Annotated in this window: 12 protein-coding genes, 2 tRNA genes and 4 pseudogenes; 11 read left to right on the top strand and 7 right to left on the bottom strand. The window is 62.7% G+C overall.

What is annotated here, in order from left to right; all coding sequences use genetic code 11:
• Positions 1 to 80: 80 nt before the first annotated feature.
• The 3 genes from Q1M07_RS13140 to Q1M07_RS13130 all read left to right on the top strand — a co-directional run bounded on the left by Q1M07_RS13140 (position 81) and on the right by Q1M07_RS13130 (position 2,963).
• Positions 81 to 1,397: a replication-associated recombination protein A gene (locus Q1M07_RS13140; protein WP_300454365.1), complete on the top strand. Its 1,317-nt coding sequence runs from the start codon at positions 81 to 83 to the stop codon at positions 1,395 to 1,397.
• Positions 1,398 to 1,506: 109 nt separating this feature from the next.
• A complete protein-coding gene (serS, locus tag Q1M07_RS13135; protein ID WP_300454364.1) occupies positions 1,507 to 2,790 on the top strand; it encodes a serine--tRNA ligase in 1,284 nt (427 codons plus the stop codon).
• A gap of 83 nt (positions 2,791 to 2,873) precedes the next feature.
• Positions 2,874 to 2,963, top strand: a tRNA-Ser gene (locus Q1M07_RS13130).
• Positions 2,964 to 3,059: 96 nt separating this feature from the next.
• Here Q1M07_RS13130 and Q1M07_RS13125 read toward each other — a convergent pair.
• Positions 3,060 to 3,980 carry a 5'-nucleotidase gene (locus Q1M07_RS13125; RefSeq protein WP_300454363.1) on the bottom strand — a complete coding sequence of 307 codons (921 nt, stop codon included), beginning with the start codon at positions 3,978 to 3,980 and terminating at the stop codon, positions 3,060 to 3,062.
• A 93-nt stretch (positions 3,981 to 4,073) separates the two neighbouring features.
• Positions 4,074 to 4,848: pseudogene (locus Q1M07_RS13120) on the bottom strand (IS256 family transposase); the annotation flags it as partial.
• Between Q1M07_RS13120 and Q1M07_RS13115 the strand changes: the two are divergent.
• Positions 4,848 to 5,303: pseudogene (locus tag Q1M07_RS13115) on the top strand (transposase); the annotation flags it as partial. The pseudogenes Q1M07_RS13120 and Q1M07_RS13115 sit on opposite strands and share 1 nt — an antisense overlap.
• Before the next feature lie 140 nt (positions 5,304 to 5,443).
• Here the strand turns inward: Q1M07_RS13115 and Q1M07_RS13110 are convergent.
• Entirely contained in the window at positions 5,444 to 5,707 is a 264-nt protein-coding gene (locus Q1M07_RS13110) for a hypothetical protein (RefSeq protein ID WP_300454362.1), read from the bottom strand.
• Between the two features lie 44 nt (positions 5,708 to 5,751).
• On the opposite strand from Q1M07_RS13110, the gene Q1M07_RS13105 reads away from it, so the two are divergent.
• Positions 5,752 to 6,006, top strand: coding sequence for a type II toxin-antitoxin system prevent-host-death family antitoxin (locus tag Q1M07_RS13105; protein WP_300454361.1), 255 nt, complete (start codon positions 5,752 to 5,754; stop codon positions 6,004 to 6,006).
• Positions 5,999 to 6,262, top strand: coding sequence for a Txe/YoeB family addiction module toxin (locus tag Q1M07_RS13100; protein WP_300454360.1), 264 nt, complete (start codon positions 5,999 to 6,001; stop codon positions 6,260 to 6,262). The genes Q1M07_RS13105 and Q1M07_RS13100 overlap by 8 nt, the downstream gene beginning before the upstream one ends.
• Positions 6,263 to 6,596: 334 nt before the next feature.
• Here Q1M07_RS13100 and Q1M07_RS13095 read toward each other — a convergent pair whose 3' ends face one another.
• On the bottom strand, positions 6,597 to 7,499 hold the full coding sequence (locus Q1M07_RS13095; RefSeq protein WP_300454359.1) for an AraC family transcriptional regulator: 903 nt from the start codon (positions 7,497 to 7,499) through the stop codon (positions 6,597 to 6,599).
• A 78-nt stretch (positions 7,500 to 7,577) separates the two neighbouring features.
• On the opposite strand from Q1M07_RS13095, the gene Q1M07_RS13090 reads away from it, so the two are divergent.
• Together Q1M07_RS13090 and Q1M07_RS13085 are read left to right on the top strand one after the other, a co-directional pair.
• Complete coding sequence (locus Q1M07_RS13090) at positions 7,578 to 8,243, top strand: protoglobin domain-containing protein (RefSeq protein ID WP_300454358.1); 666 nt, start codon at positions 7,578 to 7,580, stop codon at positions 8,241 to 8,243.
• A gap of 140 nt (positions 8,244 to 8,383) precedes the next feature.
• Positions 8,384 to 8,683, top strand: a pseudogene (locus tag Q1M07_RS13085) (integrase core domain-containing protein); the annotation flags it as partial.
• Between the two features lie 41 nt (positions 8,684 to 8,724).
• Here the strand turns inward: Q1M07_RS13085 and Q1M07_RS13080 are convergent.
• Complete coding sequence (locus Q1M07_RS13080) at positions 8,725 to 10,149, bottom strand: DUF2252 domain-containing protein (RefSeq protein ID WP_300454357.1); 1,425 nt, start codon at positions 10,147 to 10,149, stop codon at positions 8,725 to 8,727.
• 224 nt (positions 10,150 to 10,373) lie between these two features.
• On the opposite strand from Q1M07_RS13080, the gene Q1M07_RS13075 reads away from it, so the two are divergent.
• Positions 10,374 to 10,502 carry a hypothetical protein gene (locus Q1M07_RS13075; RefSeq protein ID WP_300454356.1) on the top strand — a complete coding sequence of 43 codons (129 nt, stop codon included), beginning with the start codon at positions 10,374 to 10,376 and terminating at the stop codon, positions 10,500 to 10,502.
• A gap of 322 nt (positions 10,503 to 10,824) precedes the next feature.
• Entirely contained in the window at positions 10,825 to 11,250 is a 426-nt protein-coding gene (locus Q1M07_RS13070; protein WP_300454355.1) for a hypothetical protein, read from the top strand.
• A 388-nt stretch (positions 11,251 to 11,638) separates the two neighbouring features.
• Here Q1M07_RS13070 and Q1M07_RS13065 read toward each other — a convergent pair whose 3' ends face one another.
• Entirely contained in the window at positions 11,639 to 12,760 is a 1,122-nt protein-coding gene (locus Q1M07_RS13065; RefSeq protein ID WP_300454354.1) for a transposase, read from the bottom strand.
• A 123-nt stretch (positions 12,761 to 12,883) separates the two neighbouring features.
• Between Q1M07_RS13065 and Q1M07_RS13060 the strand changes: the two genes are divergently transcribed.
• A tRNA-Lys gene (locus Q1M07_RS13060) sits at positions 12,884 to 12,959 on the top strand.
• A 494-nt stretch (positions 12,960 to 13,453) separates the two neighbouring features.
• Here the strand turns inward: Q1M07_RS13060 and Q1M07_RS13055 are convergent.
• A pseudogene (locus Q1M07_RS13055) lies at positions 13,454 to 13,751 on the bottom strand (hypothetical protein); the annotation flags it as partial.

The following is a 13,751-nucleotide window of genomic DNA, read 5'->3' as shown; positions in this document are numbered from 1 at the left end:
CCGTGCTACGCCACGCAAGAAAATGGACCGGGCAATCGCACCCAGTCCGAAGCTCGGTGATGTCCCTGCGAGGCTGACCAATGGCCACCCGGGCGCCTGAAGAGCCGCCAGGCGCTCCCCTTGCGGAGCGTCTACGGCCGAGAACGCTGGCCGAGGTAATTGGCCAATCGCATCTGCTTGCCCCAGGCAAACCGCTGGCCACGGCGTTTCACTCCGGTCAGCCGCATAGCATGATTCTCTGGGGACCGCCGGGGGTCGGCAAAACGACGCTGGCGCGCTTGATGGCGGAGGCTTTCGACGCCGAGTTCGTGGCGCTTTCCGCCGTCTTTTCTGGCGTCAAGGACATTCGCGAGGCCGTGGCGCACGCGGAGGCGACGCGCGCGCGCACTGGCCGGCGGACCATCCTTTTCGTCGACGAGGTGCATCGCTTCAACAAGGCTCAGCAGGATGCCTTTCTCCCTTATGTCGAAGGCGGACTGCTGACTTTGGTTGGGGCGACAACGGAGAATCCTTCGTTCGAGGTCAATTCGGCGCTGCTTTCACGAGCTGCGGTGTACGTGCTGCAACCGCTCTCGGGCGACGAACTGGGGCAGTTGTTCGAGCGTGCCTGCCGGCTGGCCTTGCCGGGCCTCGTTTTCGACGCCGCCGCGCGCTCGCGACTGATCGATCTGGCCGACGGCGACGCACGGCGTCTGCTCAATCTGCTCGAACAGGTCGGTACGGCGGCGGCCAATGTGCACGCCGAAACGATTGACGGCGCCTTCGTCGACCAAGCGCTGGCGCCGGGCCTGCGCCGTTTCGACAAGGGTGGGGACGCCTTCTACGACCAGATTTCGGCCTTGCACAAGGCTGTTCGTGGCTCGTCCCCCGACGCCGCGCTGTACTGGTTTTGTCGCATGCTCGACGGCGGCGCCGACCCGCGTTACCTGGCGCGCCGCATCGTCCGCATGGCCTGGGAGGACATTGGTCTGGCCGACCCGCGCGCCGCGCGCCTGGCCCTCGACGCTGCCGAGACCTATGAGCGTCTTGGCTCGCCCGAAGGCGAACTCGCGCTTGCCGAAGCGGTGCTCTACCTCGCGCTGGCGGCCAAATCGAATGCCGCCTACCTGGCGTATAATGCGGCGCGCCGCTTCATCGCCGCTGACGGATCCCGGCCGGTACCGGTTCATCTGCGCAACGCGCCGACGCGGCTCATGCGCGACCTCGGTTATGGTAAGGACTATCGTCACGCGCACGACGAGCCCGACGGCTACGCGGCCGGCGAGACCTACTTTCCCGACGGCATGACGACGGTCGAATGGTACCGGCCGGTAGCACGTGGCCTCGAGATTCGGATTGGCGAAAAGCTGGCGCAGTTGCGCGAGCTTGATCGCCTTGCAAGTCGAAAGAAGAACTAGCCAGAACATCATCACCGCTGGCACCGTGAGCCCGTGCGGCGGCCTGCCGTTGGGAATGGCTACCCTTTGCGGCTCGCCGCGCGAGCGCCAACTCAGGAAGTGACTGACCATGCTCGACATCCAACTGCTGCGCACCAACATCGACGCCGTGGCCGAAAGTCTGGCCAAACGGGGCTTCGTGCTCGATCGCGAGACGTTTCACGATCTGGAAAGCCGACGCAAGGCGCTGCAAACCCGCACACAGGAACTTCAGGCCAATCGCAACAGTCTTTCCAAACAGATCGGCCTGCTGAAAGCGAAATCTCAGGATGCCTCGTCAGTCATGGCGCAGGTTTCGGCGCTGAAAGGCGAGCTCGAGGCGAACGAGATTCGCCTCGCCGAGTTGCTCAGGGAATTCGACGGCTTTCTGGCCGTCATCCCGAACCTGCCACAGGACAGCGTCCCGGTCGGCCGCTCGGATGCCGAAAATGTCGAGATCAAACGCTGGGGCAATCCACGCCGCTTTGCTTTCGCCGTCCGGGACCACGTCGATCTCGGCGAGACGCTGGGTCAGCTCGACTTCACGACCGCGGCCAAAATAGCCGGCACACGTTTTTCGCTCATGAAAGGTTCGCTGGCCCGCCTGCACCGCGCACTTGCCCAGTTCATGCTGGACACCCATACCGTCGAACACGGCTACACGGAGGTCTACGCGCCCTACCTGGTGAATGCGGCCAGTCTGTGCGGTACCGGGCAGTTGCCCAAGTTCGAAGACGACCTGTTCAAGATTCTGCGCAGCGAGGCCGAGCCGCTGTACTTGATTCCGACGGCTGAGGTTCCGGTGACGAATATCGTCCGCGACGAGATTCTCGCCGCCGAAGTGCTACCGCTCAAGCTCGTCTGCCATACCCCCTGCTTTCGTTCTGAAGCCGGGTCCTACGGCCGCGACACGCGCGGAATGATTCGCCAACACCAGTTCGACAAGGTCGAGCTGGTACAGATCGTCGCTGCCGAGAAGTCGTCGGCGGCACACGAGGAACTGACCGGCCACGCCGAGCGTATCCTCGAGCGGCTCGAACTGCCCTACCGCCGGGTCGCGTTGAGCACGGGCGACCTCGGTTTCTCGTCGGCCAAGACCTACGATCTCGAGGTTTGGTTGCCGGCACAGAAAGCCTATCGCGAGATCTCGTCTTGCTCCAATTTCGAAAGCTTTCAGGCGCGCCGCATGCAGGCGCGCTACCGTAGTGGACGCAACAAGATCGAACTGGTGCACACCCTCAATGGCTCGGGCCTGGCTGTCGGACGCACACTGGTAGCTGTGATGGAGAACTTCCAGAACGCCGACGGCAGCGTCGACATCCCGCCCGTTCTGCGTCCGTACTTCGGCGGACTCGAGACGATTGGCCGGCACTGAGTCCAGGCAAGGCTTCGGTGGCGAGCGAAAGGGCACGCGGCGAGCCCATGGCAGCGTGACTTGTGCTAACATTCTGCGCCTGCGGAGAGGTGGCAGAGTGGCCGAATGTACCTGACTCGAAATCAGGCGTAGGTGTGAGCCTACCGCGGGTTCGAATCCCGCCCTCTCCGCCAAGGCACCTTGAACGATGGCCCTTTTCGGGCCGTTTTTCATTTCCACCCATCACCTGGCCCATCATTCTCGGTGGGATGTAGTGAGACGGCGTGATGCTATTCTGCTGTGACTGATAGTTCGTTGGTTACGCCGCTAACAACGTGGCCGACTGGGCCAGCAAAAGCCGCTGACTGACAATGCCGGGTTTGGTCGTCGAAGAAGAAGTCGGGCTCGAATTCCTTCAGGAATGGCCCTTTCTCCAGCCCACCAAGGAACATCGCCTCATCGACGCTGATATTCCAGCCCATTAGCGTTCGTATCGCTCGTTCATGGGCGGGGGCACTTCTTGCCGTGACCAAGGCCGTCCTGATTTTGATGGGGCTATCGGTCGCCGTGGCCAACTGCAGTTTGTGAATGGCGTCGAGCAGCGGTTTGAATGGGCCGGGGGGCAACGGCTGAAATGCCTTGCTCCGTTCATGTTCGGTGAATGCCGGCAATCCTTGGCTCTGATATACGCGCTCGGCCTCATCCGAGAACAATACCGCGTCGCCGTCGAAGGCAATCCGGATTTCGTGTGGATGGCGGTCGGCCTCTATGGCCGATTGGGCAAATACCCGCGCAGCCGGGTAGCCAGCCTGTAAGGCGTTCCTTACGTCCTCTTCGTGAGCCGAGAGAAACAGATTGGCACCGAGCGGAGTAAGGTAACGATAGGCAGGTCTGCCCCTCGTAAATACTCCCCGGGTCACGCCAAGTCCGTGATGATCTGCCGATCGGAATACGCGCAATCCGGAAACTGGGTCGTTTCTGGAAACGATGATGACTTCTACGTGCTGCTCTCCGGCAGTGTTCAGTGCAAGCAATTTCTTGACCAACGGGAAGGCGCACCCGGGCTTTGCTGCGCGATCCAGCCGTGAAAGCTGAAGCTGCATATATGCGGTGTCGTCCTGTGCCTCGAATACCTGATTTTCTTCCTCGAAATCGAACAGGGCGCGGGCAGACAGGGCAACGACGAGTTGGTTGTCTAATGTGGCTGGCATGTCGCAAATGGTAATCCAGCCTATTGGGCCGGATCAAGTCAAGTCCGAAATCTGCTGTAAATTTGCCTTGAGCCGGTCAATGCCGATTGGTTTTCAGCCGGAGAGGGCAACAACGTTGTTGCCCTCTCCGGCGGCGACGCACGCCGCCGCCCATTCGTGATACTCCTGCATGTCCAGAGACACACGCTCCTGCCAAACTTCCTTCTGTTCGGCGACCAAGGCGCCGGTCAGCCGCAGTACCGATTCGTCGTTAGGCAAGAGGCGGATCACCCGCTCCCGTCGTCGAATTTCCTCGTTCAGGCGCTCCGGCATATTGGTGGTACGCAGACGCTTGCGGTACTTTTCCGGCAGCGCCATGACCACCATGGCATCATCGAACCCGGCTTCGAGACAGGCCACCGCCTTGGGTGCCGTCTTGGCAAAGCGCTCGCCAAACTCGTCAAGCCGTCGTCTTGCTTCCGGCAGATTAGCCGCCCGGAAGGCCCGCTTGGCGGCCGCCGCTACTTCGGCACGGATCTTCGATCCGCAACGGCCGAGAATGTTGCGCATCAAATGAACCTGGCAACGCTGCCAGGTCGCGTCGTGAAAGTGCTTGGCGACAGCCTCACGCAAACCACCATGTTGATCCGAGACCATGAAGCCCTCACCCTTGAGTCCGTGGCCCCTGAGCCAGCGGAAGGTCTCGTCCCAGGTGGCAAAGCTCTCGCTGTCGCCGATCTTCACGCCGAGAATCTCGCGCTTGCCGTCAGCACGCACGCCGCTGACCGTGAGGACGGTGCGCATCACGACGCGATCCTTCCTGCCGACTCTGGATGAACAGAGCATCGACCAGCACAAAGGGGGCGTCGGCATCCAAGCGCCGTTCGTTATCGACTGATCCACGCCAAGCCGGTGGTCGAAGACTCCTTCGTCTGGCTGGGACGGCAGTTCGACGCCCAGGGGCTTCTGCCCAGCAACCCGCTGACCATCGCCCTGGCCTACGCACGGGAACGACGATAGGGACTTGGAGGTGTATTTGACCGATCCCGAGGTACCGATCGACACCAACCATCTGGAACGGGCGCTGCGCCCCATTCCTATGGGGCGGCGGTCAGGGGGCTCTTTTGTTGGACTGAAGTCGGCGCCACGTATCTCGGCATCTTGCACAGCCTCATCGCGACCTGCCGCCTCCACCAGGTCGATCCGTACGACTATCTTGTCTATGTCTTCCAGCGTGTCGGTCAGCAGCCGGCCAACCGCGTCCTCGAACTGACCCCGCGGCTCTGGAAGCCGCTCTTCGCCGCTAGCCCCTTGCGCTCCGACCTCTACAACTTCCGCACGTAGGAAGCAAGGACGTCGGCCAGTTGCCGGTTACTCACGCTCGACCAATGCAATGGCGACATGGCAACCGCCGGCCCCGCCTACGCATCAACCTAGCGAGAACGGATGGCCGGAGCGGGTAGAACCCCATGCAGCACAAAACTTTACTCCCGGTGCTTCGGATCGGGTGCTTGAAGCATGGGAGGTTTCGATTGCTGCCCGATGCCGATCAACAGGCATTGCTTGCCTTTGCCACCGATGGTGACTACCGCACGCCGACCTGCCCGACCTGCGGTGACGAAATGCGGCACGTTCCGGGCACCAGCAGATGGCCTGACTTCTGGGGTTGCCAGAACTCTCCGCGTTGTCGGCAGAAGCTTGGCATGCGTGCTGCTGGCAAGCATTGACAGGTTAAGCTGTTCAGCCATGCCATTCCAGTGCTACACTTGTCCAATTTATTGGACAAGTCGCCATGAAGATCATCAACTTCTCTGACGCTCGCAACAACCTCAAACAGGTCATCGACCGCGTGGTCGAGGACGCGGACGTGGCTGTGATCACCCGCCGCGACGCGCCCGATGCAGTGGTGATGTCGCTCGACACGTTCAACAGTTGGATGGAGACTGTCCATCTGTTGAAGACTCCGGCCAACGCCAGCCACCTCGCCAAGTCCATCCGCCAGTTGCGTTCAGGCAAGGCACGAGAGCGGGCGCTGGTCGATGCCTGATCGGCTGCGCTGGACATCCGCCGCTTGGGCGGATTATGTGTATTGGCAGGGGCAGGATCGCAAGACGCTGAAACGCATCAATGCCCTGATTCAGGACGCGATGCGCCATCCCTTCGAGGGCATCGGCAAGCCCGAGCCGTTACGCGAAAACCTCTCTGGCTTCTGGTCACGTCGCATCGACGACGTGAATCGGCTGGTCTATACGGTCGAAGGCGACAACCTGGCTATCGTCGCCTGCCGCTATCACTACGAATAGCACCAACCTCGCGCCGAAAGGCCCATGGCAGGGGAATTTCCGAGGGCTGTCGGCCGCAAACCCTTGCCAGATGGACTTGGCCGGCCCTGCAAAACGCCAGTAACTGGCATGAGGAGGCAATCTTCGCAAGTTAGCACATGGGCATGGTCACTTTTTTGCCACGCGGGAAGCACCGATACAAGGCTTGGCGCGAAATATGCTTATATGCTAACTCGTGAAGATTGGACGTTGACGTGCGAAAGTCATTAATCAGAGTTTCCCTAGGTTCGAATCCGGTTGCGCTAGCCGGTTTCTCTTGCGCTCCCTACTGCCCGTGGGAGACCGAAGCTGTCGGCTAAGCCTGCGCTGCAAGCCACTCGCGTGGAGCCGCACCGAAGCGCTGCCTGAACGCGCGGCTCAACGAAGACGCCGACGAAAATCCCAGTTCAGCCGCCGCCAGCTTCTGCGACCGGCCCGCGCGCAGCAGTGTCGAAGCCAGGGTAAGGCGCCAGTCGGTCAGGTACGCCGAGGGCGTGGTGCCGGTGACGGTCTTGAAGGTCTCGGCGAACGCGCTACGCGACATGCCGGCCGCAGCGGCCATGCGTGGCAGCGTCCAGTCGTCCTGCGGTGCCCCATGCAGCGCAACCAACGCGCGGGCAAGCCGCGGGTCGCTCAGTCCCATCACCAGACCGCTGCTGACGCCCACTGCCTGGGGATGATCGATGATCCAGCGCAGCAGTTGGATCAGCACCACCTCGAACAGCCGGTCGGCTAGCAGGCGCGAGCCGCAGCGCACGCGGTCGGTTTCAGAGAACAGCAGCTCGAGCGCCGGCCGCAGGCCCGCCACCGCATCCAGCGGTACCTGCACCAGCGGTGGCAGCGCCGCGACGATGGGGTTGCGGTCTCCACCAGCGAACTGCAGCGTCGCGCAGGTGAAGTCCGAGCCCTCGCGCGGCGGATTGATGAACGCGTGGTGCACGGTTCGCGGGTACAGCAGCAGCGTCGGCTCGTCGACGACCACGCAACGCGGCGCACCGGCGTGCCTCGGGTGCTCGATCTGAAGCCGACCGCGCCGCAGCACATGCAGGAAGGCGCGATCCGGCTGCGCCTCGAAGGTCGTGCGCCCGCACAGCGCCCCGGTGTGGAACAGCGAGGCGCGGATGTGGAAGCGATCCAGCAGCGTCGACAGGCGATCGACCGCTTCGGGCGCATCCGTACCGTGCGAATTGGACGTTGCGTTAAGTTTCGTGGACTTCATGATAACAATCATCCGAGGTTCTTGGCCATGATGCAACCCATCGAGTGGCACCCGCCGCTCCTCACCCCGGAGACCGCCATGAAACACTTCGCACCCATCCTGCTCACCGTCGGCCTGGCGACCACGATTTCCACCAGCCACGCCCAGCAACAGCCCAACCCCGCCGTGCAGGGCTACGCCTATGGCCAAAGCACGCTAGCCAAGGCGCCGTACTCGATGGCCGACCTGAAGTCGCTGCAAACCTCACTGCTGTTCACCGAGGAGGACGTCAAGGCCTTGCGTCAAAGCAAGGCGATTTTGGCGGACCAGACCGACGCCATCCTCGACGTCTGGTACGGCTTCGTTGCTTCGACACCTGAACTCGTCTACTTCTTCGGCGAAGCCAAGACCGGCAAGCCCGACGGGGCATACCTCGAAGCCGTGCGCAAGCGCTTCGCGCTGTGGATCCTGGACACCGCCGACGCCAACTACGACCAGCGCTGGCTGGACTGGCAACACGAGATCGGCCTGCGCCACAACAAGCTCAAGAAGAACAAGACCGACCGCGCGCCGAGCGTGGCGCAGGTCAACTTCCGCTACATCCCGGCACTGACCATTCCCGTCACCACGACGCTCAAGCCCTTCCTCGCCAAGAAAGGCGCCTCCACCGCCGACGTGGAGAAGATGCACGCCGCCTGGGTCAAGTCGGTGCTGATGCAGACCATCCTGTGGAGTCAACCCTACATCAAGGATGGTGGGTTCTGACCTGACTGCGCGACCCAGTGAATCGCCCCGGGAATTGAGGAGGCTCCAGACCTGAGGTAATGGAGCCATGAGCAAGACAAACAAATATTCACCGGAAGTCAGAGAGCGTGCGGTAAAGCGAATCCAGGAGACACACCAGGATTTTCATCGGCTACACCAAGCGCCTGGCCGAAGCCGGCATCGAACCTTCTGTCGGTAGCAAGGGCGACAGCTGCGTCAACGCCTTGGCCGAAACCATCAACAGACTGTACAAGGCCGAACGGATCCATCGGCGGGCGCTCGGGAAAACCGTTGAGTCGCTCGAGTTGGCCACGCTCGAATGGGTGACTTGGTTCAACCACCAGCGACTCCCGGAATCCCTCGGCTACAGTCCACCCGCCGAGGCGGAGGATCGGTATTGTCAGCAACTCGCCCAACAGGCCCATCACGCCTGTACTTAAACCACGGAGCCTCTACAAAACCCGGGGCGATTCAGTGGCGTTCATGGGTTGTCTTCCACCTGCGCTTCGAGTCGCCCTTCCCGGACCGCCTTGACGAAAGCCCGGTAGTCTTGCTGATTCTGGTCGCTGTATTCGACCGCGAACTCGCAGATGGCGTCGTCGAAGATGGAACTGGAACCCATGTAGCCAGCAATCAGCGCCGCATCCCCGGAGCGCGCATGCGCTCGCGCCAATGCCCTGGCACACAGCCGGCCGTAGATGGTCAGCAGGTCGGCATCCCATCCCTCGACAATGGCGCTGATCTTGACATCGCGCAATTGCCGGAAATAGTAGTGCCGGCCGTTGACGCCCGCCGTCCAGCCAAGGAACATGTCGCTCGCTCCCTGCATCAGGCGCTGCCCCACAACCACTCGCTGGCCGTGATTGGCATGCAGGCTCGCACCCGCATAGGGCTCCAGAACCGAGGCCCGCGCTTCCTTGATCTGCAGGAAGAGCGGGTCGTTGTCCGCGGCCATGAACAGCGCCACGAGACATTGGGTTCCGACGCTGCCCACGCCGACGACCTTGACCGCCACGTCGCACAGGTGGAAGCGGTCGAAGAGCACGCGCACGTGCTCGGGCAGGGACTCGCGGTAGGCGGCCAGTGCTTCCCGGTATTGCGTCCGCATTCCCGGAGCCTGTTCTTCACTGAGGTGGAAGATTAGTGGCGGATTGTCCTTGATCTTCGGCAGTGCCCCGTGATGTTCGGCGAGCTTCAGGAAGATGTTTTCGACGGCGCTTTGCTGGCGCGCTTTCTGGATCCGCCTGGCGACGAACTGCCTCCGTTTGTCGCTGGTTCCGCTCATCTCGGCCTGAACGCGTTCAAGGGGGATAGTGTCGTACCAGACGTCCAGCGCCCGCATCGACGAATAGTCGGCCATCCGCTCACGGTAGGCGCGCACCGTTGCCGTCGCCGCCCGGGCGGCTTCACTTTCATGCAGGCGCAAGTATTGCGCGGCGATGACGATGCTTGCGGCGAGGCGCTTGAGATCCCACTCCCAGGGTGCCGGCAGCGTCTCATCGAGGTCATTGACATCGAAGACCACTTGCCGCTCCGGCGTGGCAAATCCACCGAAATTCAGCAGATGCGCGTCGCCACAGGCCTGTACCCGCAGTCCGGTGTTCGGCGTAGAGGCGAGGTCGGCGGCCATGATCGCGGCCGAGCCGCGGTAAAAGGTGAACGGCGACTGCAGCATTCGCCCGAAGCGGATCGGTACGAGTTCGGGCATCCGGCCCTCGTTGGAGGCGGTCAGCACTTCGATCGGATCACGCCGCTTCTTCGGCGGCTTCCATCCGCCCTGCGCCTCGCGCGACACGACCTCACGCAGCCCGCTCCCTTGTGCGCGGCGCTCCTGCGGCGAAAGAACCGCCGCCTGGCCGGTCATGGTGGCGCTATTCTTGTTGTCGTCCAGTTTGCGCTTTGACATCTCGGCACTCCCTTCAATGAACGTGAGACGACGATCATAATCAGTATAGTGAACGTACAGCGGGGGTGCGAACATTGGCGGCCCCAGTGCCATGAGAGCAGCCCGGTGGAGGACACGGGATTCCCGAGTCCGTCAGCGTCGCCGACGTAAAGCGGGAAGGCTCTTGCGTCGGGCGAAAAGCATAGTGACCGCAAGAGCGCCACTCCCATAGGGAGAACCCGCCAATGAAATCGGACACCTCGGAATCGAGCGACGGTTTGAACCTGCTTGACGGGCAGCCAGACTGCTCTCTGGTGCTGGGCCGCTCTTTCAACGGCTGCGTCGGGCGCGCCTCGCTGACGATGCGCTGCTGATGGTTCGCAAACGGATCATCGTCATCTCGCTCTTCGCCTGGCTGCCGCTTCTGCTGCTCTCGACCCGGCAAGGGCAGGTTCGCGGCGGCGAGGAGGGCGTTCCTTTTCTGTTCGACGTGGAGGTTCACGTCCGCTTCCTGTTGGCGATGCCGCTGTTGATCGCCGCCGAACTGGTCGTACATCGGCGCGGGCGTTCAGTGGCGGGCTCGTTCGTCGAGCGGCATCTGATCCCCAAACACGCCATGACCCGCTTCCAGTCGGCCATCGCCTCGGTGGCTGCGCAACTCGGTGCTCGCCGAGGTCTTGCTGATCGTTCTCGTGCATGGCGTTGTTCGTTCCGCAGCTTGTTCAGGCGAAGCGTATCGGGCGGCAGGAATATGGCACGCTGGCCGAGCGTTACGTGCGCGAGTTCGACGCGAAATGGCTGGGCGGCGGCGCCGCTTCCGACGAGCCGTTGGTCGGTAGCGGCGACATCCAGTCGCTCGCCGATCTGGGCAACAGCTACGAAGTGGTGCGGACGATGCGCCCGGTACCGGTCACCAAGGAGATCCTCCTCCAACTCGCGGTCGCCACGCTGGCACCGATCGTCCCACTGGCACTGACCATGATGCCGCTGGAAGATTTGCTGAAGACGTGGTTCGGCGTGTTGTTCCAGCGAACTTCCAGGAGCGCGGGCGCGCTGAGGATGCCGTTAGCCTCACTCCAAAAATGCAGAGCGTTTGTAATGGCGTACGTTCTGCCCCCGTGACGTACGCCATCGCAAAATTTCGGGTTGGTGATGCGCGGGAATGGCCACCAGCGCTCCAATCGCAGCACCTGGGCACTTGATTTGGGTCGTCCCGGCGGCAGGAATCCCCGTGGAACTTCACGGCGGCAAACGTCGAACACAAGCATGTCCCCAACATCGTCGCCCCCTTCAGGTACGCATCGTCGACTGGCAGGCGGTGCTGGCGACGCGCCGGCGTCGTCATGACCAGGATCCAGCCCATATCGCGGCACTGATCGGATAGAACGAGCCCGCCAGTTTGTGCCGGGGCACCGACCGGCCGCCACTGGTCGAGTTCCCCTTGCCGGAGCGCTTACGAGGCGGCGGCACGCTGGGCAGGTTGCACCGGCTGGTGGGGCCCTACGACCGGCTAACGGAGGCCGCCGATAATCCCCAGCGAGGCGCGTTCTTCTTCGCGCAGATGGCGGCGTAGTCGATGGCCTGATCGCGGTAGGGCTCGCGGCGAGACAGCAGAATGTAGATCAGCCGGATCATCTTGTGCGCCACGGCCACGATGGCCTTTTTTGTCCGACTTGCGCACCATCAGGCTCTTGCACTTGGCCGTGAGGGTACTCTTGATCCAGCGCGCGGCGTTGGCGCACTCGCACAGAATGTAGCGGATGACGTTGTTGCCGTGGCGTGTGCGGCCGGACTTGCGCTTGCCCGCGGTCTCGTGCTTGCCGGGGCTCAGTGCGGCCCAGCAGACCAGGCGTTGGGGGGAGCCGAAGCGGGACATGTCGTCGCCGGTCTCGATGAAGATCAGTGCGGCGGCCACTTGGTCGATGCCGAGCAGGATCTGCAACAGGCCGTGCGCCCGGGCGTAGGGCTTCATGGCCGCCACCCGGTAGGCGTCGATCTCGGCGAGCTGGCGCTGCCGGGCCTCGATACTGTCGCGCAGATGGCGCCGCACGAACAGGTCGCGTTCGCTGAGCTCACCGTCCAGGCTGGCGGCCCGCTCCTCGGTCTTGCGCTTGAGCGTGCCGCGCGCATGGGCCAGCAACACCGCCTCGGACGGACCCTCGATGAGGCCGCGCACCATCGCCCGGGCGGAGACGCCATGGATGTCGCTGACCACCGCGCCGAGCTTGATGCCCGCGTCGTCCAGGATCTTGTGCAGCCGGTTGATCTGGCCGCGGCACAGGGCGTTGAGCTTTCGGCAGCAGCGCGAGACCAGGCGCAGTTCGCGCAAGTCCTTGGGCGGGATGAAGCTGCCGCGCACCAGGTCGAAGCGCGCCAGCATGGCCAGCCACTCCGAGTCGAGCATGTCGGTCTTGCGGCCGGACACATCCTTGATGAAGTGGGCGTTGACCGCCCACGCCGTGATGCCGGCCTTCAGTGGGAGGCGGCACGCAGGGGCATCACCTGTGGTCGGTGCGTCGAGCGGCCGCGTCTGCCGCGGCACGACAAACCGGTGAGCTGGAAGACTTCTCGAAGTTAGGCAACGGGGTCGGGCCTTCATTCGTTTGGCGACCTCTTTGCCCTTGCGCGCCACCTCGCATGATGCCCCTGCCCAAGGCTTTCATGGTCGGGGGCGAGTGGGCCCACTCATGATGGGTTAGGTGGCGAGGGTCTCGTTGACAGTCATTGGTCGCTTCCCTATAATCCGCGGGCTTTTGGGTTGGTAGCTCAGTCGGTAGAGCAGTGGACTTTTAATCCATTGGTCGTGGGTTCGAATCCCACCCGACCCACCACTATTTAATAAACCAACCGCTCTCGGTTGATTTTTTTTGCCCGTTTTCCCCAGCCTTTACGCGGTTTCCGGGCCTGGCCTCGCGAGCGCCACCCCTGCGAAGGGGCGTTTTTGCCCCCACTGACGCCTCTCTGTTCTCCGTTTTCTCTGGTGGTCACGCGAGCGTTCTCGAGGCCACTTCCTTTGCTGGCGCTGAGCGCGACGCGCTCAGCTGCTTTCACGGCGGCGGAAGTGGTGGTGCCGCTGTTCGGGGACGTGCTGCCGCGCGGCGCGTTCGTGCTGTTGGCCTTCGCAGCAACGGCTCGACCGTTGCCCGCATCGTGGCGCAGCCGGAGATGCACCGATGACCCGGCCACCATCACCAACGGTGCGCAGGATGGTGGCGACTTCGCAACACCTGCTCGTTCCATACCGAATGCGCTTGGCTTTCAGCCCGGACAGCGCGTTCATCACATCCGTACCCACGGTAGATGTCAAGCTAGTTGTCGCTTAGGTTCAAGCTGCCATTTGCATACTTTTGGTCGTGTTGGTTGCCGCATTCACGACGGCATCCCGTTCCGGGTTGAGCGCCACGGCGGCGATGGGCGACCAGTTTCGCGTGTGTCGGCTCCAGCGCGCCGGGTTCTTCGCACGGGCTTCTTCGTAGAGCAGGTGACGGGCCGCCAATTGGCCCTGATCGTCGCCAACATGACGTTGCTCTGGCGTGACATAGCGAATGCCGCTATGGCGGTGCTCCGTGTTGTACCAGCGCACGAAATCGCTCCCCCAGGCGCGAGCCTGTTCGATGGTCTCG

This window comes from Accumulibacter sp. (assembly GCF_029255285.1).
Taxonomy (GTDB): Bacteria; Pseudomonadota; Gammaproteobacteria; order Burkholderiales; family Rhodocyclaceae; genus Accumulibacter.
This window is presented reverse-complemented; position numbering and strand designations above follow the sequence as displayed.